Here is a 26345-nt window from a genome sequence, read left to right as displayed (position 1 = left end):
GACATGGCGATCAGCTACGAGGCTATCCGGGATCTGACGGCGAACCTCTACGAGTGGTCCCTGAAGAAGATTCCGGAGGACGCCAAGCGCGCCCTCGAAACGGCCATCGCCTCGGAGCGCAACGAGACCGCGCGCAAGGTGTTGGCGATGATGCGCCAGAGCGCCAGGCGCGCCGAGGAGAGCGACCGCTTCGTCTGTTCCGATTCCGGCGTTCCCGTCTACTTCATCAAGGTCGGGACCCGCGCGGAGTTCTCCGGCGACGTCAAGCGCGCGATCCGCGACGGCTTCGCGCGGCTCGTCGAGACGATCGAGCCGCCGCTTCTGAAGCACGTGACGGACCCTCTGACAAACGAGCGCGGCCACGCCGGCAAGGACATGCCGATCGTCAGCTGGGACATGCTCGACGGGGCCGACTACATCGACGTCACCTGTTCGCCGAAGGCGCTCGGCTCCGGGCGCTGGGCGGAGCTGCAGATCATGAGCTTCCCGACGATCCAGGAGATCGAGAAATACATCCTAGAGGTGGTCGTGCGCTCGGCGGCGCAGCAGTGCCCGCCGGTGACAATCGGCGTCGGCATTGGCGGCACGTTCGACCACTGCGCCAAGCTCGCCAAGACGGCGACGCTGCGGCCGCTTGGCTCGCTCAATCCGGAGCCCAAGCTGGCCGCCATGGAAGAGCGCCTGACGGCGGCGATCAACCAGCTCGGCTACGGCCCGATGGGCACGGGCGGCGACACCACCGCGCTTGCGGTCCACGTCGAATACTCGTCCGGCCACGGCTTCACGCCGGTTGCCGTCTGCTTCAACTGCTGGATCAGCCGGCGCACGCGCGCGCGGCTCTACAATGACGGTCACGTTGAGCGGGTGGAGTAGGGAGACGGCCATGGCGACGACACATCACCTCACGCTGCCGGTCGACGAGGCGAGGGTGCGTTCGCTCGCCCTCGGCGACCTCGTCTTCGTCGACGGCGACATCGTCATGACCGCCGGCCTGCCGACGCACAGGCGCATCCTCGAGGCGATGGACGGCGCACGCGAGCTGCCGTTCCCGCTGGACGGGGCGGCGCTTTTCCATCTCGGCAGCTACAGCGTCGATCGGCCGGAGGGGTTCGAGATCCTCTACATGAACCCGACGACCAGCACCCGCTTCAACCCGGTGATGCCGGCGATCATCCGGCATTTCGGCCTGAGGATCGTCTGCGGCAAGGGCGGGCTGGACGACGCATCGGCGGCCGCGATGGCCGAGGTCGGCTGCGTCTACCTGTCCATCCTCGGCGGCGGCGCGGCGCTCCATTCCGATGCGATCCGGCAGGTGATCGCTGTCGGCTGGACAGATCTCGTCTCCCACTACCGCCTTGTGAAGCTGCGGGTCGAGGGGCTCGGCCCGCTGACAGTCGAAATCGATTCCTCGGGCAATAACGGCTACGCGATCAGGCAGAACACCGCACAGGACCGGCTTGCCTTGCTTCTGAATGATGTGGATACTTGAACATAATCATCTTCACTAAGAGGCGGCTTTAGCACACTCTAAAGTTCCGCTGGGTTGCGCGGCAGTCGGCTTCGAATACGACGGAATTGCGTGAAAATTAGTTCTTAAACTGACTTCCGCCTCGCGCCCAACCTCGCCGTTCAGACCAGAAACTGGATTTTCCAAGAGCTGCCTTTCGCGTCTCCGCTGAACAAATTTCTTCACGGGGTGTGGAGAGGCAGCGTCCTGCTGTCTGATCTCAGTTTGACAAATACCGCCGCTGAACAGCGCTGGAGTGCTTTTCCCTGCCGCTCATAGGATTGCGGATCGGCGACAGCTCAACGGCTGGGACTGCCGTCGGACGGTCTGACCAGCAGGAGTGGGCGTTGCGAGTCAGTTGCGGCTTGTCACGCTCCGCCTTGCGACCACTCCGGCAACGGCCTCCTGAGCAATCTGTGGTTAGGCGCAACGTTATGACCCCGGTTTGGAATCCGCGCCGCTGCTTTTCCAGATACTTACCGGTGTGACCCCGCGCCGATCGGCGTCGGACCCCGGAGCCGATTCACAATCCTAGGCTATCCGGAGGACGCAGCCCCCTCGGCCGAGCAGATCCGCCAGAATTTCTACCCCGGCGAACGGGAGCGGCTGCAGGCTCTGTCGGTTGATCTGCCCCCAGACGAAGCTCGCTTCATCGAAGTCGAATTCCGGTACATCCGGCCGGACACCCGCCAGGTCCGTTGGCTGTGGCTGCGGGCGGAAATCCAGCAGTCGGGGGCGCAGCAGCGTTACCTCGGTGTTCTTTTTGATATTTCCGATCGTAAGTTCGCCGAGCAGGCTCGGCAGGAGAGCCAGACTCGTCTCAAAATGGCAATGGAAGCCGGCCGGATGGCGGTCTGGGATTACGACGTTGCAACGGAGACCGTGACGGGCTCGGCCGAGCTGAACCGACTGCTGGGAGTCAGCCTGGATCACAACCTTTCCATCGAAGAAATTCGAGCCAACTACTACGACGGTGACCTGGAGAGGGTCCGCCAGGAAGCGCAGGCCCGCTTGGCGCGAGGCGAGCGCTTTATCCAATCTGAATACCGCTACCAATGGCCTGACGGATCTATTCGCTGGCACCTTCTGCGCGCCGAAGTGCTGTTCTTCGAGGGAACCCCCGTCAAGCTCGTAGGCATCGTGATCGACGTCACCGATTGGCGACAGGCGGAAGAGGACCTGCGCCAGCGCGAAAAGGACCTCCAGGCGGCGCTGGCTGCCGGATCGCTCGCTCTTTACACCTTCAACAACGTCACCCGCGAACTAAAGGGGTCACCGCGGCTGAACGAGATCTTCGGCTACCCGCCGCAGCATCGGCTGACGCTTGAGGACATGGCGGCGCGACACCATCCGGAGGATCTGGATCGCATCGCCCAACAGTTCAGCACCGTGCTGGACCCCAACCTGCACAAGTTCGAGATGGAGTTCCGGCTGCTCATGCCGGACGGCGCGGTCCGCTGGATCAACGCCCGGGGGGATTATCTACGGGATGAACATGGTCGTGCCCTGCAGTCGCGCGGCATCATCATGGATGCGACCGATCGCAGGCAATGGGAGGAGCAGCAGCGCCTACTGGTCGGCGAGCTGAATCATCGGGTCAAGAACACCCTGGCTATCGTGCAAGCCGTGGCGCAGCAAACGCTGCGCTTCCATGATGATCCTGCCGAGGTTCAGGCCGTGCTGATTTCGCGCATCAGCGCCCTGGCCAAGGCTCATGAAGTCCTGACGCAGGAGCACTGGCGTGGCGGCGAACTATCAGAAGTCGTTGCTCGTGCTTTGCAGCCGTTCCAGAATGATGACGTCCAGCAGATTACAGTCGGCGGCCCCTCAATCCGTCTGCCGCCTCAGACGGTGCTCTCGCTTTCGCTGGCGCTGCACGAACTGGCAACGAACGCCGTAAAATACGGCGCATTATCTGTGCCAGACGGGCGAGTATCGGTCACTTGGGAGCTGTCTGATCCGAGAACGGCTCAAGTCGTTCTCGTGTGGCGGGAATCCTCGGGCCCGCCGGTCATTCCACCCACCCGCAAAGGGTTCGGGTCACGACTGCTGATGACCGGCCTCAGCGCCGAAGTCAGCGCAGAGGTAGAACTATCCTACCCGGATTCCGGTGTCGTCTGCCTGATCCGGTTTACCCTGTCCCCCCTTTGAAATCACACGTCATTGACGGATGTGAACAAATTTTAACAAGTATATTCATAAACTGTCCTTCAAATCACATTATAATTCTGAAAATTATGTAGAAGTCGCCGGAATTTTATTTGTATTCGTCCTAAAGGGATGTCATGAGAAATCAGCGCAAGAGTCCGATCCCCTTGAACGCTAAATATAGGCGCCTGATTGGCGTGTACCTTATCGCGCTTCTCCACAGCCAAGCGCCAGCTTTGGCGAATGATATCGAAACATCCCCGATAGCCCGCTCGTCTGAGCTGGCCACCGACTGCAATTTCGGAGCCGTGACAATTGCGCGACGCGGGTGCCCTGCTCCAGACGACGTCAATACGAAAGAAGATTATGCCGAGATCTGCGACCGGGAAAATCCCTATCTTGAGAGAAAAATTCGAAATGTCGGATGCCAGATGGCCCGACACGTCCAGGACCCCTTTGCTGAGAAACTGTTCTTTAGCACTGACGCCAGCGAAGCATCTCTCAGCTTTTTTCCTGACCGGACCCACCGAAACGACACGCGAAACACTCCTCGCGTTCCAGTTGAAATGGGCCAAATTGTCTGCCGAAATGATGGCGGTGCTGAAATAGTCTTACTACTCGATGATAAAAAAGTGAATCCGGCAAAAGGGCAGGCCGAAACATTTTCCTCGGCAGATCCCCATCATAGTCTCACTGCGCCCCTGTCATTTTCTAGACAGGAAATGGGGGGAAAGATGGCGACGATCATCGATGCCGGCGCCGACATTTTGCCGATAATCGATCCTTTGTCCGAAGGTGGAACCGTTTCATTCGTTATCACTTCTGATACGTCACATGAAAAGCCAATAGATTTAAGTTTCTCCCAGGCGTTTCTAAACGGCCGCAGCGGTAGACTTGCCGCGGCTCGTATGGCTGAAGCATGTCGGACGTATGTTTCTCAACCCGCTCACTGATTGAGGCTGGCGTCCGACTGGGTGCGATTCATCACCGGCTTCTGGCCAGGAACATGAGACATGGTCTTGGTGCGGCTCGAAAGATCGCCGCCCTTCACCTTCGTCTTGGTCTTCGACTTTGAAAACGTGCCCTTGTCATGGGCCATGGCCCGCGAGCGGGCGTTCAGCTTGTATGGGTTGGCGTTGACCTTAGTCTGGCTCTTGGTCTTACCGCCCCCGGACGCAGCACTGCCCCCAGATCCGATTGAGGCTGCATAGTCGCCGTTGTCGTCGGTCGTGGCGCCTGCGGTTCCCAGGGTGGAGGCAGACGTATCCCCCGCTGAAGCCGATCCTCCCGAACCTACCGTTGCCGCATCGTCGGCATAAGCTGACATCGGCAGGAGAAAGGCCGAGAGGAGCACGAGGACAGAGACGGATTTCATGGATTTCACCTTAGTGAGTAACGATCACGCAGTCGCCGTTTGACGAGGTCGCCGCGGCGACACCGTTGCCGCTTGTTGATGATGAAGAGGTCGAGGCAGACGAGCCGTTACCGTTGCCCTGGTTTGTCACGGTCACGCTTGAACCGTTGCCGCTGCCGGATGTCGTCACCTGCCCGCCACCCGCGGTGACAGACGTTTTGGGTTGCCCAGGCATCGTGGTCGATCCTGAGACGGATCCGTTTCCCGCGGTAACACTGCTGCCGAATGTGGAGCCTGACATTGCACTCCCACCTTTGTCATCACGGTCGCCTTGGTGGATCACGCGGCATCCATCCTGCATTTCGACGCCGTTCGATTCGTCAGCCAAAGCCTGCCCGGCAAAAGCAAAAGCGCCGCCGGCGATAACGCAGGCACTAGCCCACCGTGTCATCTGACCCATGAGAAAGCTCCCTGGTCATGAGGGACGGGCCGACCCGTTTGGGTCGACCCGGATTATGCTGGATCAGCACTTGTTCTTCTTGGCCTGACCCGGAGGGCAGCTCTTGTTGGACGTGTCATCCTGAGCCGCGCCTGCGGCCGAGCCGCCTGTGCCCACTGACGACGACGACATGCCGGCGCCAGCCGACGTACCGCCCGTGCCAAGCGTCGAGGCAGATCCGGAGCCGGAGCCCGATCCTGCGGCAGAGCCGCCCGTGCCGACCGAGGAAGAGCTCGAGCCATCACCGGCCGACGTGCCACCGGTGCCGAGAGTCGAAGCGGAGCCGGAACCGGAGTCACTGCCGGAACCTGCCGCCGAACCCCCGGTGCCAACCGACGAGGAGCTGGTGCCGTCACCAGCCGACGTGCCGCCAGTGCCAAGGGTGGACGCCGATCCGGAACCGTCACCCGACCCCGCGGCCGAGCCGCCGGTGCCGACCGACGACGATGACATGCCGTCACCAGCCGACGTACCGCCCGTGCCAAGCGTCGAAGCCGAACCGGAGCCCAAGTCGCTCCCCGATCCCGAAGCCGAACCGCCCGTGCCGATCGTGCTGGAAGATGTGCCGTTTTGGATCGTCGTCCCGCCAGTGCCCATCGTCGAGGTGGACGACTGAGCGTAGGCGCCAGCCGCGGTCCCTGCCAAAAGCAGCGTAGCGACGGCGGTGGTCTTCAGAATTTTCATCAGGTGCACTCCCTAGTGGATCTCTTGGCGTGTATCCAAGATGGACCCCAACAACTAGCGAGAAGCCGATGTGGTTGCCGCTTCACAAGATTTGACACCAAAATGCCCTATTCTTACTCGGCGCACATATGAAAAATGATCCAGCTTTGCATTGCAGCATTTGCTTCAGCTGCTGAACTGGTGGGGTTTGACTTAGTTTCAAACGTTACTTCTAGCGGAATACAATCAAGTGATGCCCCCAACCAGAATGCCACCTCTCGGCGACTTGTTGATTGTCGGTATGATGGCCGGAGCCATTGTGATCGTGGGGCTTATCGCCGTGGCCTATCTGCTGACGTAGCTACTGTCAGAGAGGTGGCTGTAGATGGCCCCGCCGCACCTTGGCCCGCCACTGGCGCTCGAGCGCCGCTTCGGCCGCCTCGGCGGTAGGGAAGGGGGTTTCCTGCACCGTCCCCGCCCGGCCAATCCTCCCCCACTCACGAAACAGGGTGTATTGTCCGAACAGGTCTGGCTGGATCTCCATGACGTAAAACCGGCGCATGTTCTTCGCCGGATCTTCCCGCCGCAGCTGCACCCGCATCATGGCTGAAGCCTCCGGATGGTCTGGTTGCTGACGTTGTAGGAGCGGGCGATCGAGGTGTGCGCCTCGCCATTGGCCTTGCGTTCGAGCGCTTCGCGCCGCTGCGCGGCGGTGAGCTTCGGCTTACGGCCCATCTTCACCCCGCGCGCCTTGGCGCGGGCGCGGCCTTCGGCCGTGCGGGTCTTGATGAGGTCGCGCTCGACGTCAGCCAACCCGCCAAGCACGGCGAGCATCAGCCGCCCGGTGCTGTCGTTGGTATTGGCCCACGGCTGAGCGAGGGAACGGAACCGCGCCCCGGCATCGACGATGCGCTTCACGATCGCGAACATGTCGAAGGTGGAGCGGGCGAGGCGGTCGATGCGCGTCACCACCAGCTCGTCGCCGGGCTCCAGCTTGGCGAGGAGCTTCATCAGCTCCTTACGGTCGCTCTGGGCGCCCAAGACCTTCTCGCGGAAGATGGTGGTGCATCCGGCGGCGTGCAGCTCCTCGAGCTGAGCCTCAAGCGTCTGCCCGACGGTGCTGACGCGGGCATAGCCGAAGGAGCGGGGAGGGGCGTTCGTTGTGTCCATGATTTATGTCCATTCTAACCCCTTGAGGCAGAACGGGCAAACGAAGTGGACAAAATTCGTGATTTTTGTGATTGTGCCGATGAGGTGATCACCTCGAGGGTCGCTTCCTCAAGGGGCATCGCTGTTCCAGTGATTGCCGGTCATTCACCTGTTCACGCGAGCTGCTGGCAATTTAAGGGGCAGTCCTTTCCATCGCTGCAACAATCGTTTCACGATGGGCGTCGAAGAGACGCGCAATGTCCTCGAAGTTCTCGAGCGTCCTCCTCGCCAGAGACGTGTCCTTGCCATCTCCCGCCAGCCGCTTGATCAGCTCCCTCTGAGCTTCGAGGCGGCGTGCCGCCTTTTGCCTATTGTCCTCCAACATTTGCAGCTGCTCCGTCAGCTGGCCGAACCTGTTCTCTTCCTCAACCAGCATCCGCCGGAGTTGGGAGCGCCGGTTCGGCGCGTCTTCGATTTCAAGTCGCCGCACGAATAGCTCGATGTTCTGCTGGATTATGAAGGGATGACTGTCGTCCACGACATGTCCCTCCTCGGCCCGCTGAGGGGCTGCGCACGAGAGATTTTCGAGCAGCAATCGCGCTCTCTCCAGCTCAGTCCGTGTCCGGGGCTGGAGGTTTTCATCGTCGAGCGCTGCCGCGACCAAACCGGCGAGCATGAGGATTTCAGTCGCCGTGAAGACAAGGGCGTCGACGGTCTCTTCGTCGTCCAATTCGCGCGACTTCGAACCGCCCGTCCGGCTCATGCGCAAGCTCCTAATCGTGCGACAGAATGTCACTTCCGGTAGAAAGAAACCAATAATTCTTTCTACCGGCATCCGCCGATTTCAGTACGCTCGACCTCCCCCAAGTCCTTGTGATTGCTACACCAAGAGGCCGCCCCACTCATCGAAGGGGGAATGGTGACACGTGCTTACAGGTTATAGATTGGTACGTCTCAGCCTGCACAATGCGTGAGATCTTAGCTGAGCATGAAGCGCCTGCAGCAAGATGGGGCGATCCCACTGCAGGCGCCTTCCCAGCCAACCCTCAGTCAGATCGGCAGCATCGGTCTACCACCCGGTGCATGTGCTACATTGATTGAGCTCAATGCACGCCATCTGGAACCGAGCTCATCGACATGCCTCTGCGGGCGAGACCCCGTAAGCGCGAAGTTAGGCGCGAAAGCTTTCGACCCTGTCGGCGAGATTATCGCGCGCCTTCGTAATTAACGCGCGCGCCTCGGCAGACATGCCAGCGTCTTCGATCGCTGTGTTCAGCATCCCAAGAATGCGCAATGCCAAGCTGAGCGGAACGGGAACATTCGGCTCGTGATCACCATCCGGCAGAGGTGGAACGCTTTGTCCTTCATCCATCGAGCCAGCCCCGTCTCGGTTGAGCCGACAGGCATCTATCCTCGCATCATCGACATAGTCACGGCCAGCCCCCTAGAGGGGGTGTTCAAAAATCTTCGGAAGCGTCCACCTTCCTCCAAAAGCTTGCTGGCGGAAGCGTTCTGTTTAGTGGTATCCGACCCTGCACGGTTCTCATGGCGCTCATCGCCGACAACTGAGCGCCCGTGCTGGCGCAGCGCCAAGGACAGGATAGTTAGCTGATGGTGTGGCGCCACAGGTAGGCTTGCGTAAGGACCCGTAGCCAACTTGTCGGGCTTCACCCGGCGCGCTAACTTCTCCGTCACACCCTGCTGTCACGGGATGGTTGGGATCAACACGCTGTTCGGCTGATAGAACAATCGATCATCGGGGAAATCGGTAGTATCCCTCTTTCGACCCTGGCCGGGTCGAAACACGCGATCTCGGGGTCAATAACCGGATCCATTAACCAAACCTCCGACAGACGACGCTGGGAGATTGCAGGTTGCGCGGGGATCCGGACAATCCATTGATGTCGCGATTCCAATTCATCGTCGGGACGGTGACCCTCCCGAATTTTCAGGACGTCGAGGATCTCGAAGAGGCGGGCCCGGACGAGCCGATCAAGCTCGCGCTCGCACCGTACCTTCCCGAGATCGGCCTGTCCTGGTCCGAAAAGGTTCTGCGAGGCGCCATCAACAGGGGCGACCTGCCGGCCGAGAAAATCGGCCGTGCGATCTTCGTCACTCGGCGCGGCATTCGAGAGTGGAGAGAACGTTGTCAGCTAAGAAGGGCGCACGCCTCTGGCTCCAGCCGGCCCGCACCGACGACAAAGGACACGAACGCGCAGCCGTCTGGGTCGTCCGAGACGGATCGCGCAAAATTAGCACAGGTTGCGGCGCGGATGACATTTCAGGCGCTGAGGAATTCCTTGAAGTCTACCTCGCGCAGCGCCACGCCGACGCCGAACCGGTCCTCGCGAAGAGCGCTGACAACTCCCTGATCGCGGACGTTCTTCGGCATTACGCGTCGGAACACCTGGAGAAGGTGAAGCGGCCGACTGAATTCATGGGCCGGATGGACCGCCTCTTGGAATGGTGGGGCCAGAAGAATCTCGGCGACATTAACCGCATCACGTGCAAGCGCTACGTCACCGAGCGAGGGTCGAAGTCGGCCGCGAGGCGCGAGCTTGAGGATCTTAGGGCGGCGGTGAATCTCTACATCGCGGACGGCCTCTGCCGGGATGCGGTGAAGATCACGCTGCCGGAGAAGCACGACGCGAGGGTGACGTATTTCACCCGCGAGCAGGTGGCGGCCCTGTTGTGGCACTGCTGGACGACCCGTGAGACGCAGACGATCCACCGCGGCCCGAGGAAGGGCGAGACAGTCGAGACCGGGCGCCGGCCGCTCCGGCATCTCTGCCGCTACATCCTGACCGCCGTCTACACGGGAACGAGGTCCGCGAGGATCTACGAAGCCGCCTTCGTCCAGGAGGACGGCCGGCCCTGGCTCGACCTCGACGGCGAGATCTACTACCGGCGCGGCGAAGACGAGCAGGTCGCCGCGAACAAGCGGGCCGGGTCGATCCGCCTCCCGCGCCGGCTCCTGGCGCACATGCGACGCTGGCGGCAGGGCGTCTGGAAGCGCGACGCGAAGTCGGGGCGGTGGTTCAGGGACGCGCCGTCGACTTACCTGGTCGAGTATCGCGGCGGCCCCGCGAACCCGAAGAAGGCCTTGGCGAGGGCGATGGACGACGTCTTCGGCGAGGATCACCAGTTCGTCGCCCACACCTTCCGTCACACCGCCGTCACCTGGCTCATGTGGTCCGGAGAAGATCTCAACGACATCGCCGCCTACGCGAGCATGACGCGGGAGGTTCTCGAGGATGTCTACGGGCACCATCACCCGAGCGCGCACCAAGCTATCGGCGACGCTTTCAGCCAGGGCCGCGCCGGCCGGCGGAAGGGAACGTCGGGAGAACGGAATCGCCCGCGGCGACAGGTGGCGACAGGTTGACCGTGAACAAAGGGCGATTTGCGGGCAGCTCCGCCGTCCTGTGGCCCCTGCAATTGCGGGGTTTCATCATGTGATGCTATTGTTCGGGACGAGGGGGTCGCAGGTTCAAATCCTGCCACTCCGACCAGCGCTTTGAGGGCACGCCGGGTGGCGGCGTGTAAAGCGGCAGGCACGGCCTCCGCCGGTGCCCCGATCTCCTCCACGATCGATGATCGCAGCGACATCTCGCTCCTGGCGATCAGGACTTCTTCGCCGAAATAGCGAAGTTGACGTTTGACCCCGCGGACGCTCTCGCGTCAGGACTTGCGGCGGCCCTCCTTCAAAATTCGTGAGTGCGTGTCCCCGCGCGGCTCAGGCCGTGACCGGCTTTCGCTCTTTCAAGACTGTGGCAAGAGCCATGCCGAGCAGCATCGCCGGCAGGAAGATCAGCGTGCCGGGGGCGGCCAGCGGCAGGGCGGTCCAGGCCGGGCCGGGGCAGAAGCCGCCGATGCCCCAGCCGATGCCGAAGATCGCCGCGCCGAGAAGGAGGTCGCGGTCGATGTCGGACCGCCGCGGCACCTGGAAGTCTGCCAGCAGCAGCGGCTTCTCGCGCCGCCAGACCAAGCGGTAGCCGAGGAAGGTGGTGATCGCCGCGCCGCCCATGACGAAGGCGAGGCTCGGGTCCCACGTTCCGAAGATGTCGAGGAAGTTCAGGACCTTGGCCGGGTCCGACATGCCGGCCACGACAAGACCGACACCGAACAGGAGGCCCGAGAGGAAACCGAGGATGATGCGCATGGGGAGCGGTCTCAGAAAAGGTGACGCAGGACGAGGACGGTGAGGATGGCCGTCGCCATGAAGGTGAGGACGGCAACGAGCGAGCGCTGCGACAGCCGAGCGAGGCCGCAGACGCCATGCCCCGACGTGCAGCCGGAGCCGGTGACGGTGCCGAAGCCGACGAGGAGGCCGGCGACGGCCATGGCGGCGAGATTGCCGGAAACCGTCTGATGCACCGGCGCGCCGGTGACGGCGAGGACGAGCAGCGGTGCCGCGATCAGCCCGGCGACGAAGGCGAGGCGCCAGGGCCAGTCGTCGCGGCGTGCCGGCACGGCACCGGTGGTGATGCCGGAAATGCCGGCGATGCGGCCGAACAGCGCCATGACGAGAACCGCCGAGAGGCCGATGAGGACGCCGCCCAGCGTCGAGGCGAGCGGCGTAAAGGGGGTGATGGTGTCGAGAGGCATGGAATTGTCCTGAGGCGGCGGCGGCCCGATCGGTCAGACGAAGGCGGCGGCGCTCTTGTAGAGCATGTAGATCGCGACGACGAAGATCAGTCCGGCGAACGCGGTGTTGAGGGCGCCTTTCTTGCCCGCGAGAAACTTCGCGAGGAAGGCGCCGAGCATCCCGCCGGCGATCCCGCCGGCGACGAAGATGAAGGCGAGCGGCCAGTCGACGAGGCCCGAGAAGGCATAGTTGAACGCCGTGGTCAGGCCGAAGGCGGCGACGGCGACGAGCGACGAGCCGATCGCGTTGAGGATCGGCATGCCGGTCGAGGCGACGAGGCCGGGCACGATGAGGAAGCCGCCGCCGATGCCGAAGAAGCCGGAGAAGGCGCCCGTCACGCCGCCGAAGCCGAGCACCTTCGGGGCGTTCTGGCGGTTGCACTCGGCGCCCGGATCGCCCTCCCGGCCGCGGCCGCGGAACATCAGGATGCCGACGACGATCATCAGAAGGGCGAACAGGAACAGGAGCTTCTGCCCGTCGATCGCCTTGCCCAGGGTCGAGCCGAGGAAGGCGCCGACGATGCCGGCGACGCTGTAGAGCGCGGCGCAGCGCCATTTGACATTGCCGAGCCGCGCGTGGCTGACGAGGTTGCTGCCGGCATTCGCCGCCACGGCGAAGGCGCTGGTGCCGATCGCCATGTGGGCGTTCGGCACGCCGACGAGGTAGACCATCAACGGTACGGCGAGGATCGAGCCGCCGCCGCCGAACAGGCCGAGCGTCAGCCCGACCAGCGAGCCCGACAGGGCGCCGAGGACGTATTGCAGCGGGTCGAGGATCATCGTCTTGTCCGCTCGGGGCTGCCCCCGAGTCTCCAGGGTTGAATGGGTGGCGGTTCGGCGGGCCGGCGGTGCCGCCGGCCGAAGGGCCTGATTGCAGGAGCCTCGCCGTCAGACGGCGTCGGCGCGCTCGTGCCCGGGCTTGGCCATCGGCTCGCGGCCCTTGAGCATCGCCTGCCAGTAGACCGGCGGCAGGATCTTCTCCTTCAGCAGCCAGGCTGTCCTGGACGGCTTCAGGTCGTCGATGAACCATTTCGGGAAGCTCGGCGCGCGCTTGCCGCCGTAGAGGAATTCCGCCAGCACCACCTTGCCGCGCTCGACCGTGAGCGGGCAGGAGCCATAGCCGTCGTAGATCGCCTTGTGCGGCTCGGCGATGCGGCCGAGGTCGCGCAAGAGGTTTTCCGCCACGACCGGCGCCTGCTTGCGTGCCGCGGCCGCCGTCTTCGCGTTCGGGGCGCTCATGACGTCGCCGAGGCTGTAGATGTCGGGATAGCGCACGTGGCGCAGCGTCGCCTGGTCGACATCCACCCATCCGGCCGCGTTCGCCAGCGGCGAAACGCGCACGAAGTCCGGCGCGGTCTGCGGCGGCACGACATGGATCATGTCGAACCGGCGCTCGACCATCGTCTTGTTGCCTTCGGCGTCGGTCTTCTCGAACCAGGCGGTCTTCGCCGGCCCGTCGATCTTCTTCAGATTGTGGCTGAAGCAGAGATCGATGCCGTAGCGCTTCACATACTCCATCAGCGGCGGAACGTATTCCTTGACGCCGAAGAGGACGCCGCCGGCGTTGAGGAACTCGACATGCGTGTCCTTCAAGGTGCCGCGGCGCTCCCACTCGTAGCAGGAGAGATACATCGCCTTCTGCGGCGCGCCGGCGCATTTGATCGGCATCGGCGGCTGGGTGAACAGCGCGGTTCCGCCCGCCAGCGACCGGACGAGCTCCCAGGTGTAGGGCGCGAGGTCGTAGCGGTAGTTCGAGGTGACGCCGTTGCGGCCGAGCGTCTGCTCCAGGCCCTCAATGCCGGCCCAGTCGAGCTTCAGGCCCGGCGCGACGATCAGCTTCCTGTACTTCAGGACGCGGCAGCCCTCGAGGATCACCGCGTTCGCGTCCGGCTCGAAGGCCGCGACCGCCGCGCGGATCCACTTCACGCCCTCGGGGATCAGCGCGGCCATGTCCTTGCGCGTCTCCTCCGGCTTGAACACGCCGCCGCCGACGAGCGTCCAGCCGGGCTGGTAGTAGTGGATGTCGGCCGGATCGACGATGGCGATGTCGAGGTCCCTGGCGCGGGCGACGAGGCTCGCCGCCGCGGCGATGCCGCCGGCGCCCGCCCCGACGATGACGATGTCGTGGCTCATCTCCGCCGTGTCGGTCGGCACCTGGCCGCCATTGGCGATGCGCCTGACGACGCCGGACATGTCGTAGCCGGCAGCCTTCGCCCGGGCGAGGATCTCCGGCAGCGGCATCCGGCCCGCCTGGCTGAGCGCCCAGAGCGTGGTCGAGCGGGTGCCCGAGCGGCAGAAGGCCAGCACCGGCTTCGGCAACTCGTCGAAGGTCGCCCCGAACCGTTCCGCGTCCGCGTCCGACACCTTGCCGGTCTCCACCGGCAGATAGCGGGCCTCCATCCCGGCGTCCTTCGCCGCCCGCGCGATTTCGGCGAAGCCCGGCTGGTCGGCGCCTTCGCCGTCCGGACGGTTGACGATGATCGCGCGGAAGCCGGCCGCCTTCAGCGCCGGGATTTCGTCCGGCCGGACCTGGCCCTGGACGGAGAGCTGATCGGTGAGTTTCTTGGCTTCGGACATGCGGGCCTCCCCATCGTTCCGATTTGTTCGCTTCGCCGTCTCGCCGCTGCCTTGCGTCGGCGGATCGGGCTGCCGTGTCTGTTTCGAGGTCAGCGCGGGGCGGGTCCGGCGCGCTCCGCCTGTTCGGGGTGCTCGGCGCCGCTGGGTTCGGCGGCGGCGCTCCCGACCTGCGCGAAGACCGCGGCCGACAGCGGCGGGGCCGGCCTGCGCCGGGTGCCGGCCGGCATAGCCGACGGCGTCTTGTTGCAGAGCAGGTTCAGGACCCGCTCCACGCGTTCGTCCGTCAGGCGATAGAACACCTGCTTCGCCTGCCGCCGCGGCGTGATGAGCCCGGCCTTTCTCAGCTCCGTCAGCTGCTGCGACAGCGAGGGCTGGGCGAGGCCGAGCTCGGCCTCCAGTTCCCCCACCGACCGCTCGCCGATGGCGAGATGGCAGACGATGGCGAGGCGCGCCGGGTGGCTCAGTCGCTTGAAGAGGTCTGCGGTCGCAAGAATCGGCGCGCTGTCGATGCGGGGCGGCGTCGTCATCATTCCGACGCCTCCAGTCCGCGGGTGCGGTAGAGCCAGTCGGAGACGCCGAGGCCGTCCTCGCGCACCATGTCGGCGAAGTCGATGATCTCGTCTCCCGGCTGCCAGCCCTCGGGCGTCGCGACGTCGTGGCTGTCGGAGAGCTGCAGCGCCCGCACGGTGCGCAGGATCTCGGCGACGCTGCGGCCCGTGGACAGGGGATAGAAGGCGCTCATCCGCACGATGCCCTGCGGGTCGATCACGAAGAGGCCGCGCACCGTCGCGCTGGATCCCGCCGCAGCGTCCAGCATGCCGAAGGCCTTCGCGATCGCCATCGACGGATCCTCGCAGACGGGGAAGGGGATCTTCACCGAAAAGCGCTCCTCGATCGCCCGCATCCAGGCGAAATGCGAGAACAGGCTGTCGACGGACAGGCCGAGGAGATCGCAGCCGATCGCCTCGAAGGCGCCTGCGGCCTTGGCGAAGGCGACGAATTCCGACGTGCAGACCGGGGTAAAGTCCGCCGGATGCGAAAAGAAGACCAGCCAGCGGCCGCGATAGTCCGACAGCCTCACCTCGCCGCTGGTGGAGCGGCAGGAGAAATCCGGTGCGGCGTCGCCGATGCGCGGCGGGTGCGGGGTCTGGGGAAGCAGGTCCGACATGCGATCTCCATCAATTCGATTTCAGAAATATGCATATAAATCCCCTTGTCAATATGCAAATATCATATCTATATCGGAGTCATCAGGGCGGCGGGTGTGGTAAGGCTAGCCAGCCGCCCGGTCGCCCGGCGCAGAACGCGTTCGGGGGGCTGACCCTGGAACAATATATGGAATCGCAAAATGATGTCCGGCTTGGGCATCTGCGCCTCCAGCGGCGGCTGCCGCGGATGGGTCGACCGCCGAGACCGGCCTCTCATTCCGCCGCTTCGGCGCATGCGCCGCACATCGCGCGAAAGGAAAGGACGAGACAGATGGCACTGAGGATTGGAGATACCGCACCGGATTTCGAGATCGAGACGACGCAAGGGACCATCCGCTTCCACGACTGGGCGAAGGGCTCCTGGGTCTTCTTCTTCTCGCATCCGGCCGACTTCACCCCGGTCTGCACCACGGAGATGGGCCGCACGGCGCAGCTCGCGCCGGAGTTCGAGAAGCGCGGCGTCAAGCCGCTGGGTCTTTCGACCGACAGCGTGAACGAGCACGTCGCCTGGATCTCGGACGTCGACGAGACGCAGCACACGAGGCTGAGCTTCCCGATCGTCGCCGACAAGGAGAGGAAGGTCGCAGAGCTCTACGGCATGATCCACCCTGGCGAGGACGATACCGCGGCCGTGCGGACCGTCTTCCTGATCGATCCCACGATGAAGATCCGCCTGACCATGGCCTATCCGATGACCGTCGGGCGGAATTTCTCCGAGATTCTCCGGGCGATCGACGCACTGCAGCTGACCGACCGCCTCACCGTCGCCTGCCCCGCCGACTGGCAGCCCGGCGACAAGGTCATCATCCGCAATTCCCTGTCCGACGAGGAGGCGAGGCGGGAATTCCCGCAGGGGTTCGAGACCGTGCGGCCGTATCTGCGCCTGACCGACATCGGCACCGACGCCTGATCGCGCGGCCGAACATCACCGCAAAGAGGAGACATCGCCATGACCTATCCCGTCCATCTCGAGGTGAAGCCTCAGGTGAAGGGCTTCTTCGATCCGGCCACCAACACGATCAGCTATGTCGTCAAGGATCCGGCCGCCAATGCCTGCGCTATCGTCGATTCCGTCATGGACATCGACTATGCCGCCGGCCGCATCAGCTACACCCATGCCGACGAGATCATCGCCTATGTCAGGGCCGAGGGCCTGAAGGTCGAATGGCTGATCGAGACGCACGTCCATGCCGACCACCTGTCGGCCGCGCCCTACATCCAGGAAAAGCTCGGCGGCAAGCTCGGCATCGGCCGCAACATCACCGTCGTGCAGGAGACCTTCGGCAAGATCTTCAACGAGGGCACCGAGTTCCAGCGCGACGGCTCGCAGTTCGACCGGCTGTTCGACGACGGGGACACCTATACGGTGGGCGAGATGCCGTGTGTCGCGATCCACACGCCGGGCCACACGCCGGCCTGCATGACACATGTGATGGGCGACGCCGCCTTCGTCGGCGACACCCTGTTCATGCCGGACGGCGGCTCGGCTCGCGCCGACTTTCCCGGGGGCGATGCCGGCACGCTCTACGACTCGATCCAGAAGGTGCTGGCGCTGCCGGACGAGACGCGGCTCTTCATGTGCCACGACTATGGCCCGAACGGCCGCGACATCCGCTTCGAGACGACGGTCGGCGAGGAGAAGGCGCACAACATCCATGTCGGCGGCGGCAAGACGCGGGACGAATTCGTCAAGCAGCGCACCGAGCGCGACGCGACGCTCGACATGCCGAAGCTGATCATCCCGTCGCTGCAGGTGAACATGAAGGCCGGAGCGCTGCCGGAGCCGGCCAGCAACGGCAAGCGCTACCTGAAGGTGCCGCTCGACGCGCTCTGACGCAGGCAACGGCGAAGCTGGGCCGCGGGCCGCCCGATCGGCGGCCGCCGCGGCCCTTGATCTGCATCAAGGTCACGGCCCGAGAGCGCGCGCACAGTCGCAGCGTCCGAGCCATGGCCATGGAGATCACGATGACCGGCCCGTCGCCCGCGGCCTTTGCCGAAACGCAGTCTCCGTCAGGCGGGCAAGCCGCCTTGCGGCCCGATCCGACCGCGCGCCTTGCCGACCTCGCCGTCCTCGTGGACGGCACGGCCGCGGACGAGGACGCCATCGCCTGTTGCGAGACCATCGCCGCCGTCTTCGGCGCGCATCTCGATGTGTTCCTGGTCAATCATATCGGCCTGCCGGTGCTGCCGGCCGGGCCGGGGGCCGGCTGGCTCGCGGCGCAGGTGGTCGAGCAATGCGAGCGCGTGGGCGATGCGGCGGCGCTGCAACTGCGCGAGCGGCTGGGCCGCCTCGGCGTCGCCTGGGAACTGCGGCGCCGCGACGGCGCCATGAGCGAGATCCTGCCGGAGGTCGTCCGGCTGTCCGGGACCTGCGACCTCGTCGGCATCTCGCAGCAGGCCCTGTCGTCCTCGGTCGGGATGGATCTCCTGGAAGCGGTCGTGTTCACCGCCGGTTCCGGGGCGCTCGTCGCGCCGCGCCGAGGCGCCGCAGCCGCCGTCATGCCGGAGACGATCCTGGTCGGCTGGCGCGACACTCCCGAATGCGCCCATGCCGTCGCCGCGGCGCTTCCCTTCCTGCAGCGCGCCGGCCAGGTCGTCCTCGCCAGCGTCGCGGAAGAGGGCTCCTCCGAGCAGCGCGGGCTCGAGCCGATGGCCGATATGGCCCGCCACCTCGCGCGGCACGGCGTCAGCGTCGAAACCCGGGAACTGGCGAACTGGCAGGATGCCGCCGAGGGGCTGATGCACGAGGCGGAGGTCCTCGGGGCGCAGATGATCGTCATCGGCGCCTACGGGCACTCGCGGATGCGCGAACTCCTGCTCGGCGGCGTGACCCGCGAGCTTCTGCGCAGCAGCCGCGTGCCGCTTCTCCTCGCACATTGATCGAGAAAGGATGAGGACATGGTGCAAGACACCCTGCAGACCGTCGCGGCTCCGCGTGGCGCGACCGCCGACCTCCGGGACACCTCGTCCGAGCCGGGGCGGGCGGCGCCAAGCTACCGGACCCTGCTCGTCGTCGCGGACGCCGCGGACGATGCCAGCGGCCGGCTTCGCCTGGCGGTTTCGCTGGCGGATCGCTTCCGCGCCGAGCTGATCGGCGTCGCCGCCTCGCAGGTCGAGTGGCCGGTCTTCGTCTCCGAGTACCCTCAGGCTGTCGATCAGATCCTGCGCCAGGAAGAAGAGCGTGCCGCCGAGGACCTCTCGAGCGCCCGGACGCTCTTCGAGCGGGAGGCCGGCGAGCGCAAGGGCGCCGCCTGGTTCCAGGCGGTCGCCGCGCCGCTGAGCTTCGTCCACAAGCATGGCTGCGAAGCCGATCTTCTGGTCTGCGGACGTCGCGGCCCCACCGATCCCAATCCGGGCGCCATGGGGGTCGGGCCGGGCGATCTGGTGATGGCCGTCGGCCGGCCGGTGCTGGTGGTCTCGCCCGGCATCGACCAGCTCGGCGGAAAGCGGATCGTGATCGGCTGGAAGGACACGCGGGAGGCGCGGCGGGCGCTCGCGGACGCGCTGCCGTTCCTGGCGCGCGCCGAGGAGGTCACCATCGCGCTCGTCGGCCGGGATGCTTCCAGGCATGACGGCGAGCTGCCGCAGGCCTTCCTGCGACGGCACGACATCTCGGCCGACATCGTGGTCGACAACCGGGTCGAGGATTTCATCGCCGCGCGGCTCGTCGAGATCGCGGTGGAAGGGGCTGCCGATCTCCTGATCGTCGGTGCCTACGGACATTCGCGGGCGCGCGAATGGGCCTTCGGCGGCGTGACCCGCGATCTTCTCGACGGCTCGCAGATCTGCACGCTGCTGTCGCGGTGAGAAAACCGGTGGCGGATGTCCGGCAGGATGCCGCCGTCCGCGATGCGGAGCCGGAGCTCCCGTCCCGGCGACGGGCGGCTTCCGCGGGCGAGGTCACGGCGGGCGGTCCGGCCCGGGACGGCGCGTGGCATGCGCTTTCCTGCGAGGCGGCCCTCGCGCGCCTCGGCACGTCGCTCGCCGGGCTCACCGCCGGCGAGGCCGAACGGCGTCTCGCCGTCCACGGGCGCAACGCCCTGCCGCAGCCGCCGGGCCGTTCGCTCCTGGCGATCGTCCTCGGCCAGCTGAAGAGCCCGCTGATCTACCTGCTCCTCGCCGCGGCGTCCGTCGCGCTGGTGCTCGCCGAATACGACGATGCCGGTTTCATCTTCCTCGTCCTGATCATCAACACCGCCGTCGGCGCGGCGCAGGAATGGCGCGCCGAGGCGAACACGGCGGCGCTGCGCCGGGCGATCGCGACGGTTGCGCGGGTGCTGCGGGACGGCGCCGTGCGCCGCCTCGACTCCACGCTGCTGGTGCCGGGCGATGTCGTCCTTCTGGAAGGCGGCGACCGCGTTCCGGCCGATTTGCGCATTCTCGACGCCGCCGAGGTCCAGGCCGACGAGTCGTCGCTGACCGGCGAGTCGCTGCCCGTCGACAAGGTGGCGGACGGCGCAATTGCCGCCGACACGCCGCTCGCCGAGCGGCTGACCATGCTGTTCGCCGGCTCGACCCTTCAGCGGGGTCGCGCCCGGGCGCTGGTCGTCGCCACCGGCGGCCGGACCGAGATCGGCGCGATCGCCGGCGCCCTGCAGTCGCCCGCCGCGGCGCCGCCGCTGACGCAGCGCCTCGACCGCTTCACCCGGATCCTCGGCTTCGTCTCGCTCGGCCTCGTCGCGGCGGTCATCGCGCTGCAGCTCGGCGCCGGCGCATCGCTGCGCGAGACCTTCTTCGTCGCCATCGCGCTGGCCGTGTCGGTGATCCCCGAAGGCCTGCCGGTCGCGGTCACCATCGCCCTGTCGATCGCCACCCGCCGCATGGCGCGCCGCAACGTCATCGTGCGGCACCTGCCGGCGGTCGAAGGCCTCGGTGCCTGCACGGTGGTCGCGACCGACAAGACCGGCACGCTGACGATGAACCAGCTGACGGCGAAGCGCCTGTGGCTGCCGGAGCATGGCTTCGTCGAGGTGGGAGGCGTCGGCTTCGACACCGTCGGCGCGATGGACCAGGCCGGCGAGGGGCTGAGCGAGGCGGCCGAGGGCGCGGCGCGTTCGCTCGCCCGTTCGGCGGCGCTGTGCAACGACGCCGACTTCGACCCGGCCGGCGGCGCCGAAGGCCGCAGCGGCGACACGGTGGATCTCGCCTTCCTCGTCCTCGCGATCAAGGCCGGGCTCGACACCGGCGCATTGCGCAAGACGGCGCGGCGGATCGCCGACCTGCCGTTCTCCGCCGAGCGCAAATATGCCGCCAGCCTGCACGAGCACGAGGACGGCCGCTGCGTGCATGTGAAAGGCGCGGCCGAAGTGATCCTGCCGCTCTGCGAGGGCATCGACCGCGACATGGTCCTGCGGCTCGCCGAGGAGGTCGCGAGCCGCGGCTACCGGGTTCTGGCCGTGGCGATGAAGCGGCTCGATCACGGGACCGCGGCGGCGGCGGATCATCGCCTCGAGGGCGACCTCGGCGGACTGACGCTGCTCGGCCTCGCCGGTTTCATCGACCCCTTGCGGCCCGAGGCGCGCGAGGCGGTCGCCGCGTGCCGGAGCGCCGGCGTCATGGTCAAGATGATCACCGGCGACCATGCGGCCACCGCGCTCGCCATCGCCCGCGACCTCGGCATCGCCGAACGTCCGCAGGAGGTGGTCACCGGCCGCGAGATCGCCGCGGCCGGTGCCGATCTCGATGCGCGGATCGCGGTAGCCAACGTCTTCGCCCGCGTCGAGCCGGCACACAAGGTCCGGATCGTCGAGGCGCTGCAGCGCGCCGGGCACCTCGTCGCCATGACCGGCGACGGCGTCAACGACGCGCCGGCGCTGCATCGCGCCGATCTCGGCGTGGCGATGGGCCGCGACGGAACCGACGCCGCGCGCGACGCCGCCGATCTGGTGCTCGCCGACGACAATTTCGCCTCGGTCGTCGCCGGCATCGACGAGGGGCGCGCGGCCTACGCCAACATCCGCAAGGTGATCTACCTCTCGATCAGCACCGGCGCGGCGGAAGCCGTCATCTTCCTGCTCGCGCTCGCCACCGGCCTGCCGCTGCCGCTGACGGCGATCCAGCTCCTCTGGCTGAACCTCGTGACCAACGGCGCCCAGGATGTCGCGCTCGCCGCGGAAGGCTCGGAGCCCGGCCTGCTCCACCGGCCCCCGCGCTCGCCCAAAGAGCCGCTGTTCGACGCGCTGATGATCCGCGAGACGCTGCTGTCGGGAGCGGTCATCGGCCTCGTTTCCACCGCCGCCTTCGCCTGGATGATCGGCCAGGGCTGGAGCCAGTTCGACGCGCGCAACACGCTGCTCTTCCTGATGGTCGCCTTCGAGAACGTCCAGGTGTTCAACTGCCGGTCGGAGACGCGCTCCGCCTTCCGCGTTCCCCTGTCGGCCAACTGGCCGCTGATCGGCGCGATCGTCGGCGCGCAGGCGATCCATGTCGGCGCCGCCTTCACCCCCGGAATCCGCGACCTCCTCGGGCTCGCGCCGCTGCCGCTGTCGCAATGGCTGATGCTCGTGCCGGTCGCCCTGTCGGTGCTTCTGGTGATGGAGGCCGACAAGCTGCTGCGGTCGCTCGGCCGTCGGGAAAGGCGATCCTCTCCGGCAGCGTCCACCGCTTGACCGGGATCAAGGCGGGCAGCCGGCGCCGGACGCAGGATGAACGCCGGCCGAGCGGCTCCGCATCTTCGCACGGGGGCGACGCGGCAGGCACGCGCGGTCGCGTGAAGACCTCGATCCTTTCGGGAAAGGCTGGTTCCGGCGTGGGTGCGATCGCGGCAGTCGAGACGGCCGGGCGAGGCGGACGGCTTTTGCGGTCGCTCGCGGGCTCCCTGCCGATGGGTGCCGCAGGGGCAGGGCTCCTCGTCGGCGGCGCGCTGTTCTTCGTCGGCTATCGCGACCTCGCGGCCATCGCCTGGTCGACCGGCGTTGCTGCCGTGCTGGCGGTGCTTTCGGTCGAGATCGTCACCAGCCTGCGGCGCGGCGAGTTCGGGCTCGATCTCGTGGCGGCCCTCGCCATGGCTTCGGCGCTGGCGATCGGCGAGACGCTGGCCGCGGCGGTGGTCGCGCTGATGTATGCCGGCGGGCAGGCGCTGGAGTTCTTCGCCCAGGGCCGCGCGAGCCGCGACATGAACGCCCTTCTCGACCGCGCCCCGCGCACCGCCTTGCGCTATGGCGGGAGCGGGCTCGAGACCGTCGCCGTCGGCGAGATCGCGGTCGGCGACCGGCTGCTGGTCCGGCTCGGCGACGTCCTGCCGGTCGACGGCTGCATCAGCGGGACTGCGCTCGTCGACGAAGCGGCGCTGACCGGAGAGTCGGTGCCGATCACCCGGCGCGACGGAGAGGCGGCGATGAGCGGGTCCACCAATGTCGGCGGCGCCTTCGATCTCCTCGCCACCGAGACCGCCGCCCGCAGCACCTATGCCGGGATCATTCGGCTGGTCGAGGAGGCGACGAGGGCGCAGGCGCCGATGACGCGCCTCGCCGACCGCTTCGCGCTCGGCTTCATGCTGGCGACGCTGGTGCTCGCCGGGCTCGCTTGGTGGCTTTCGGGAGATCCGGTTCGCGCGGTCGCGGTGCTGGTCGTGGCGACGCCCTGTCCGCTGATCCTCGCCGTCCCCGTTGCGATCGTCGCCGGCATTTCGCGGGCGGCACGGGTCGGGGTCCTGGTCAAGGGCGGCGCGGCGCTGGAGACGCTCGGCCGGGTCGCCACGCTGGTCATCGACAAGACCGGGACGCTGACCGAGGGGAGCGCCGCCGTCTCCGAGATCGTCCCGGCTGCCGGCTTCGACGCCGACGAGGTGCTGCGGCTCGCCGCGAGCCTCGACCAGGTGTCGCAGCACGCCGTGGCCAAGGCCGTCGTCGCCGCCGCCACGGCGCGGGGGCTACGGCTCGATCTTCCCGCCGAGGCCCGCGAACAGGCGGGCGAGGGCGTCGACGGCCGCGTCGCCGGCCGCCGCGTGCGGGTGGGCGGCAAGGCCTATGTCGCGTCGGCACTGCCCGCCGGCGAAGGCGGCGATCTGCGGGCGGCGGTGCGGCCCGGCGCTCTCGTCGTGGCCGTGGCGGTCGACGATCGTTTCGCCGGCCTGATCCTGATGCGCGATGGCCTGCGTCCCGGCGTCGACGCGATGCTGGCGCGCCTGCGCGGGCAGGGGATCAGCCGCATCGTCCTGGCGACGGGCGATCGCGACGACGTCGCGCGGGCGGTGACCGCCTCGCTCCGGCTCGACGCCGTCGCCGCGGGCCTCGCACCGGGAGACAAGCTCGCTTTGGTGCAGCGTGAGAAGGCGGCGGGCGTGGTGATGATGGTCGGCGACGGGGTTAACGACGCCCCGGCGCTGGTCGAGGCGGATCTCGGCGTGGCGATGGGCGCTCGGGGCGCGGCCGCCTCGGCGGAAGCGGCCGACGTCATCCTCCTGCGCGACAGTCTCGACGGGCTCGGCGAGGCCGTCGCGATCGCCCGCCGGTCGCGGCGGATCGCGCTGCAGAGCGTCGGCGCCGGGATCGGCCTGTCCGCCCTCGGGATGGTCGCCGCCGCAGCCGGGTTTCTGCCGCCGGTCGAGGGTGCCCTGGTGCAGGAGGCGATCGACGTCGCGGTCATTCTCAACGCGCTGCGCGCGCTCGGGTCGGGAGCGCGTCAGGGGACCAGCACCGCGGCGCCCTGAAACCGGCCGGCGCGAAGGTCCGACAGGGCCTCGTTCGCCCCCTCGAGCGGATATTCGCGCGTTGTCGTCCTCACGCCGGCCTCCGGCGCAAGGGCCAGGAATTCCACCGCGTCCTGCCGCGTCAGATTGGCGACGGAGATGATCGAGCGCTCCTCCCAGATCAGCCGGTACGGGAATTGCGGGATGTCGCTCATGTGGATGCCGCCGCACACGACCCGGCCGCCCTTTCGCACCGCCTTCAGCGCCGCCGGAACGAGCGGTCCGGCGGGGGCGAAGAGGATCGCCGCGTCCAGCGGCTCCGGCGGGGCATCGTCGGAACTGCCGGCCCATGTGCAGCCGAGGGACAGCGCATGGGCCTGCGCGGCTTTGTCTCCCGCCCGCGTGAAGGCGAAGACGCTGCGGCCCTGCCAGCGACAGACCTGGGCGATGATGTGCGCGGCGGCGCCGAAGCCGTAGAGGCCGATGCGACGTGCATCGCCCGCCTTCCTGAGCGAGCGCCAGCCGATCAGCCCGGCGCACATCAGCGGCGCCGCGGCGACGGGATCGGCATATCCGTCCAAGGGGAAGGCGAAGGCGGCGTCGGCGACGACATGGGTCGCAAAGCCGCCGTCGCGGGTATAGCCGGTGAAGAGCGGCCGGTCGCAGAGGTTCTCGCGCCCTTCGAGGCAGTACGGGCACGCGCCGCAGGTGTGGCCGAGCCAGGGGACGCCGACGCGCGTTCCCACCGCCATGCCCGCGACGCCGGGGCCGATCGCATCAACGATCCCGACGATCTCGTGGCCCGGCACGATCGGCAGCTTCGGGTCGGGAAGCTCGCCGTCGACGACATGGAGATCGGTCCGGCAGACGGCGCAGGCCTCGACCCTGACGCGGATCTCGCCGGTGCCGGGCAGGGGATCGGGGCGCGTTTCGAGCCGTAGCGGCTTGCCGATCGCGCGCAGGACCATCGCTCGCATGATCAATATCCCCGGAGTGCCGGGGCCGCATGCGCCCCGATGACAATGATGATGATGATGCCGTCTCGCGCCGGCGACGCGGCGATCATCCCGCTTCCGGCTCCCGGACGGTTTGACCTGCCGCAAGGCGCTCCCCTTCGGCTGCGAAAGCTTTCCCTTCGGAATCGCCGCCGCGGTCCGGTATCCGCACGTCCGCAACGGCACTTCTTTCGCATCACAGGCGAGGGTTGATCCGGATCAAGGCGGCGCCGGCGCCGCTGCGGCCTCATCATGGGGTCCGGCCGCTCCGGGCCGGTTGCGGCCTTCGCGCCGCGTCGCCCGTGCCGCAAGCGGCACCCAACGGCGGGAACCCGGCGGAGGATCTGTCCGTCAGACGCCCCACGACCTGACATCGCACGACCGGGTCAGGCCATTTTCGATCAGGAGAAGACATCATGGCCGATACTGCAACCAAGCTTCCGGTGAAGACTGAAACTCCCGCCGCTCCCGCGGAGACCGGTGCCGCCCGTCTGTGGTCGCCCTTCGAGACGCTGCGCGGTGAAATGGACCGCCTCTTCGACATGTTCGGCGGCCGCCGCGGCACGTCCCTGTCGCGTCCGGGCTTCGAGCTCGACTTCGCCTTTCCGCGCGACATGCTGTTCGGCGCAGGGGCGCCGGCGGTGGACGTCGCCGAGAAGGACGGCGAGTACGAGATCACGGCCGAGCTGCCGGGCCTCGACGAGAAGAACGTCGAGGTGAAGGTCGCGAACGGTGCGCTCACCATCAAGGGCGAGAAGAAGGAAGAGAAGGAGGAGCGGCAGAAGGACTATCATCTGTCGGAGCGCCGCTACGGCTCCTTCGTGCGTTCCTTCGCCCTGCCGAAGGGCGTCGACCAGGACAAGATCGAGGCGCGCTTCGCCAAGGGCGTCCTGACCGTCACGCTTCCGAAGACCGCCGAGGCCAAGGCCGAGGAGAAGACGATCGCGGTGAAGGCGGCGTGAGCGCCTG

At 66.6% G+C, this 26345-nt stretch carries 27 protein-coding genes; 13 read left to right on the top strand and 14 right to left on the bottom strand.

Annotated features, from left to right (window positions below):
- The first annotated feature begins 3 nt into the window (after positions 1 to 3).
- The 4 genes from AB5S17_RS19005 (at position 4) to AB5S17_RS18990 (ending at position 4608) form a co-directional block, all read left to right on the top strand.
- Positions 4 to 873 (top strand): fumarate hydratase, encoded by an 870-nt coding sequence (locus AB5S17_RS19005; RefSeq protein WP_369242316.1) that lies wholly within the window; start codon positions 4 to 6, stop codon positions 871 to 873.
- A 10-nt stretch (positions 874 to 883) separates the two neighbouring features.
- Positions 884 to 1489 (top strand): fumarate hydratase C-terminal domain-containing protein, encoded by a 606-nt coding sequence (locus AB5S17_RS19000; RefSeq protein WP_369242314.1) that lies wholly within the window; start codon positions 884 to 886, stop codon positions 1487 to 1489.
- Between the two features lie 468 nt (positions 1490 to 1957).
- Positions 1958 to 3658 (top strand): PAS domain-containing protein, encoded by a 1701-nt coding sequence (locus AB5S17_RS18995; protein WP_369242372.1) that lies wholly within the window; start codon positions 1958 to 1960, stop codon positions 3656 to 3658.
- A gap of 134 nt (positions 3659 to 3792) precedes the next feature.
- Complete coding sequence (locus tag AB5S17_RS18990; protein WP_369242312.1) at positions 3793 to 4608, top strand: hypothetical protein; 816 nt, start codon at positions 3793 to 3795, stop codon at positions 4606 to 4608.
- On the opposite strand, the gene AB5S17_RS18985 is transcribed toward AB5S17_RS18990, so the two are convergent.
- The 7 genes from AB5S17_RS18985 to AB5S17_RS18955 all read right to left on the bottom strand — a co-directional run bounded on the left by AB5S17_RS18985 (position 4602) and on the right by AB5S17_RS18955 (position 8692).
- Entirely contained in the window at positions 4602 to 4982 is a 381-nt protein-coding gene (locus tag AB5S17_RS18985; RefSeq protein ID WP_369242370.1) for a hypothetical protein, read from the bottom strand. The genes AB5S17_RS18990 and AB5S17_RS18985 overlap by 7 nt on opposite strands.
- 58 nt (positions 4983 to 5040) lie before the next feature.
- Positions 5041 to 5469: a hypothetical protein gene (locus AB5S17_RS18980; RefSeq protein ID WP_369242310.1), complete on the bottom strand. Its 429-nt coding sequence runs from the start codon at positions 5467 to 5469 to the stop codon at positions 5041 to 5043.
- A 63-nt stretch (positions 5470 to 5532) separates the two neighbouring features.
- Positions 5533 to 6192, bottom strand: a complete 660-nt coding sequence (locus AB5S17_RS18975) for a hypothetical protein (RefSeq protein WP_369242308.1) — start codon at positions 6190 to 6192, stop codon at positions 5533 to 5535.
- A gap of 346 nt (positions 6193 to 6538) precedes the next feature.
- Entirely contained in the window at positions 6539 to 6775 is a 237-nt protein-coding gene (locus AB5S17_RS18970; RefSeq protein ID WP_369242306.1) for a WGR domain-containing protein, read from the bottom strand.
- A complete protein-coding gene (locus AB5S17_RS18965; protein WP_369242304.1) occupies positions 6772 to 7341 on the bottom strand; it encodes a recombinase family protein in 570 nt (189 codons plus the stop codon). The genes AB5S17_RS18970 and AB5S17_RS18965 overlap by 4 nt, the downstream gene beginning before the upstream one ends.
- A gap of 172 nt (positions 7342 to 7513) precedes the next feature.
- Complete coding sequence (locus tag AB5S17_RS18960) at positions 7514 to 8050, bottom strand: hypothetical protein (RefSeq protein WP_369242302.1); 537 nt, start codon at positions 8048 to 8050, stop codon at positions 7514 to 7516.
- A gap of 441 nt (positions 8051 to 8491) precedes the next feature.
- On the bottom strand, positions 8492 to 8692 hold the full coding sequence (locus tag AB5S17_RS18955) for a hypothetical protein (protein WP_369242300.1): 201 nt from the start codon (positions 8690 to 8692) through the stop codon (positions 8492 to 8494).
- Between the two features lie 502 nt (positions 8693 to 9194).
- Here AB5S17_RS18955 and AB5S17_RS18950 point away from each other — a divergent pair.
- On the top strand, positions 9195 to 9692 hold the full coding sequence (locus tag AB5S17_RS18950; RefSeq protein WP_369242298.1) for a hypothetical protein: 498 nt from the start codon (positions 9195 to 9197) through the stop codon (positions 9690 to 9692).
- A 44-nt stretch (positions 9693 to 9736) separates the two neighbouring features.
- Positions 9737 to 10705: a hypothetical protein gene (locus AB5S17_RS18945; RefSeq protein ID WP_369242296.1), complete on the top strand. Its 969-nt coding sequence runs from the start codon at positions 9737 to 9739 to the stop codon at positions 10703 to 10705.
- 351 nt (positions 10706 to 11056) lie between these two features.
- On the opposite strand, the gene AB5S17_RS18940 is transcribed toward AB5S17_RS18945, so the two are convergent.
- The 6 genes from AB5S17_RS18940 to AB5S17_RS18915 all read right to left on the bottom strand — a co-directional run bounded on the left by AB5S17_RS18940 (position 11057) and on the right by AB5S17_RS18915 (position 15712).
- Complete coding sequence (locus AB5S17_RS18940) at positions 11057 to 11482, bottom strand: DUF6691 family protein (protein ID WP_369242294.1); 426 nt, start codon at positions 11480 to 11482, stop codon at positions 11057 to 11059.
- A gap of 11 nt (positions 11483 to 11493) precedes the next feature.
- Positions 11494 to 11928 (bottom strand): YeeE/YedE family protein, encoded by a 435-nt coding sequence (locus AB5S17_RS18935; protein ID WP_369242292.1) that lies wholly within the window; start codon positions 11926 to 11928, stop codon positions 11494 to 11496.
- Between the two features lie 33 nt (positions 11929 to 11961).
- Positions 11962 to 12747 carry a sulfite exporter TauE/SafE family protein gene (locus AB5S17_RS18930; protein WP_369242290.1) on the bottom strand — a complete coding sequence of 262 codons (786 nt, stop codon included), beginning with the start codon at positions 12745 to 12747 and terminating at the stop codon, positions 11962 to 11964.
- A gap of 108 nt (positions 12748 to 12855) precedes the next feature.
- Entirely contained in the window at positions 12856 to 14544 is a 1689-nt protein-coding gene (locus tag AB5S17_RS18925; RefSeq protein WP_369242288.1) for a TIGR01244 family sulfur transferase, read from the bottom strand.
- A gap of 89 nt (positions 14545 to 14633) precedes the next feature.
- A complete protein-coding gene (locus AB5S17_RS18920) occupies positions 14634 to 15074 on the bottom strand; it encodes an ArsR/SmtB family transcription factor (protein ID WP_369242286.1) in 441 nt (146 codons plus the stop codon).
- Positions 15071 to 15712 (bottom strand): peroxiredoxin, encoded by a 642-nt coding sequence (locus AB5S17_RS18915; protein ID WP_369242284.1) that lies wholly within the window; start codon positions 15710 to 15712, stop codon positions 15071 to 15073. Before AB5S17_RS18915 ends, AB5S17_RS18920 begins: the two co-directional genes overlap by 4 nt.
- Before the next feature lie 311 nt (positions 15713 to 16023).
- Between AB5S17_RS18915 and AB5S17_RS18910 the strand changes: the two genes are divergently transcribed.
- The 6 genes from AB5S17_RS18910 (at position 16024) to AB5S17_RS18885 (ending at position 24402) form a co-directional block, all read left to right on the top strand.
- The gene (locus AB5S17_RS18910; RefSeq protein ID WP_369242282.1) at positions 16024 to 16662 is read left to right on the top strand and encodes a peroxiredoxin; all 639 of its coding nucleotides are present in this window, start codon (positions 16024 to 16026) and stop codon (positions 16660 to 16662) included.
- A gap of 39 nt (positions 16663 to 16701) precedes the next feature.
- Positions 16702 to 17586: an MBL fold metallo-hydrolase gene (locus AB5S17_RS18905; RefSeq protein ID WP_369242280.1), complete on the top strand. Its 885-nt coding sequence runs from the start codon at positions 16702 to 16704 to the stop codon at positions 17584 to 17586.
- A 119-nt stretch (positions 17587 to 17705) separates the two neighbouring features.
- A complete protein-coding gene (locus tag AB5S17_RS18900; protein WP_369242278.1) occupies positions 17706 to 18632 on the top strand; it encodes a universal stress protein in 927 nt (308 codons plus the stop codon).
- An 18-nt stretch (positions 18633 to 18650) separates the two neighbouring features.
- The gene (locus AB5S17_RS18895) at positions 18651 to 19559 is read left to right on the top strand and encodes a universal stress protein (protein WP_369242276.1); all 909 of its coding nucleotides are present in this window, start codon (positions 18651 to 18653) and stop codon (positions 19557 to 19559) included.
- Positions 19560 to 19567: 8 nt separating this feature from the next.
- Entirely contained in the window at positions 19568 to 22360 is a 2793-nt protein-coding gene (locus AB5S17_RS18890; RefSeq protein WP_369242274.1) for a cation-translocating P-type ATPase, read from the top strand.
- Positions 22361 to 22548: 188 nt separating this feature from the next.
- Complete coding sequence (locus AB5S17_RS18885; RefSeq protein WP_369242272.1) at positions 22549 to 24402, top strand: heavy metal translocating P-type ATPase; 1854 nt, start codon at positions 22549 to 22551, stop codon at positions 24400 to 24402.
- Here the strand turns inward: AB5S17_RS18885 and AB5S17_RS18880 are convergent.
- Positions 24375 to 25358: a zinc-dependent alcohol dehydrogenase family protein gene (locus tag AB5S17_RS18880; protein ID WP_369242270.1), complete on the bottom strand. Its 984-nt coding sequence runs from the start codon at positions 25356 to 25358 to the stop codon at positions 24375 to 24377. The genes AB5S17_RS18885 and AB5S17_RS18880 overlap by 28 nt on opposite strands.
- 434 nt (positions 25359 to 25792) lie before the next feature.
- Between AB5S17_RS18880 and AB5S17_RS18875 the strand changes: the two genes are divergently transcribed.
- A complete protein-coding gene (locus AB5S17_RS18875; protein WP_369242268.1) occupies positions 25793 to 26338 on the top strand; it encodes an Hsp20/alpha crystallin family protein in 546 nt (181 codons plus the stop codon).
- The last annotated feature ends 7 nt before the right edge of the window (positions 26339 to 26345 follow it).

The organism is Jiella sp. M17.18 (assembly GCF_041027365.1).
In the GTDB taxonomy this organism is placed as follows: Bacteria; Pseudomonadota; Alphaproteobacteria; order Rhizobiales; family Rhizobiaceae; genus VKMB-3413.
Note: the sequence above shows the minus strand (reverse complement) of the source record. Positions and strands in the feature narration are given on the sequence as shown.

Coding starts and splice junctions, on each gene's coding strand:
- AB5S17_RS18965 (WP_369242304.1), bottom strand. CDS start 7,341: ATGGACACAACGAACGCCCCTCCCCGCTCCTTCGGCTATGCCCGCGTC.
- AB5S17_RS19005 (WP_369242316.1), top strand. CDS start 4: ATGGCGATCAGCTACGAGGCTATCCGGGATCTGACGGCGAACCTCTAC.
- AB5S17_RS18895 (WP_369242276.1), top strand. CDS start 18,651: ATGGTGCAAGACACCCTGCAGACCGTCGCGGCTCCGCGTGGCGCGACC.
- AB5S17_RS19000 (WP_369242314.1), top strand. CDS start 884: ATGGCGACGACACATCACCTCACGCTGCCGGTCGACGAGGCGAGGGTG.
- AB5S17_RS18970 (WP_369242306.1), bottom strand. CDS start 6,775: ATGATGCGGGTGCAGCTGCGGCGGGAAGATCCGGCGAAGAACATGCGC.
- AB5S17_RS18905 (WP_369242280.1), top strand. CDS start 16,702: ATGACCTATCCCGTCCATCTCGAGGTGAAGCCTCAGGTGAAGGGCTTC.
- AB5S17_RS18880 (WP_369242270.1), bottom strand. CDS start 25,358: ATGCGAGCGATGGTCCTGCGCGCGATCGGCAAGCCGCTACGGCTCGAA.
- AB5S17_RS18985 (WP_369242370.1), bottom strand. CDS start 4,982: ATGTCAGCTTATGCCGACGATGCGGCAACGGTAGGTTCGGGAGGATCG.
- AB5S17_RS18980 (WP_369242310.1), bottom strand. CDS start 5,469: ATGGGTCAGATGACACGGTGGGCTAGTGCCTGCGTTATCGCCGGCGGC.
- AB5S17_RS18955 (WP_369242300.1), bottom strand. CDS start 8,692: ATGGATGAAGGACAAAGCGTTCCACCTCTGCCGGATGGTGATCACGAG.
- AB5S17_RS18990 (WP_369242312.1), top strand. CDS start 3,793: ATGAGAAATCAGCGCAAGAGTCCGATCCCCTTGAACGCTAAATATAGG.
- AB5S17_RS18915 (WP_369242284.1), bottom strand. CDS start 15,712: ATGTCGGACCTGCTTCCCCAGACCCCGCACCCGCCGCGCATCGGCGAC.
- AB5S17_RS18925 (WP_369242288.1), bottom strand. CDS start 14,544: ATGTCCGAAGCCAAGAAACTCACCGATCAGCTCTCCGTCCAGGGCCAG.
- AB5S17_RS18875 (WP_369242268.1), top strand. CDS start 25,793: ATGGCCGATACTGCAACCAAGCTTCCGGTGAAGACTGAAACTCCCGCC.
- AB5S17_RS18920 (WP_369242286.1), bottom strand. CDS start 15,074: ATGATGACGACGCCGCCCCGCATCGACAGCGCGCCGATTCTTGCGACC.
- AB5S17_RS18900 (WP_369242278.1), top strand. CDS start 17,706: ATGGAGATCACGATGACCGGCCCGTCGCCCGCGGCCTTTGCCGAAACG.
- AB5S17_RS18910 (WP_369242282.1), top strand. CDS start 16,024: ATGGCACTGAGGATTGGAGATACCGCACCGGATTTCGAGATCGAGACG.
- AB5S17_RS18975 (WP_369242308.1), bottom strand. CDS start 6,192: ATGAAAATTCTGAAGACCACCGCCGTCGCTACGCTGCTTTTGGCAGGG.
- AB5S17_RS18935 (WP_369242292.1), bottom strand. CDS start 11,928: ATGCCTCTCGACACCATCACCCCCTTTACGCCGCTCGCCTCGACGCTG.
- AB5S17_RS18940 (WP_369242294.1), bottom strand. CDS start 11,482: ATGCGCATCATCCTCGGTTTCCTCTCGGGCCTCCTGTTCGGTGTCGGT.
- AB5S17_RS18930 (WP_369242290.1), bottom strand. CDS start 12,747: ATGATCCTCGACCCGCTGCAATACGTCCTCGGCGCCCTGTCGGGCTCG.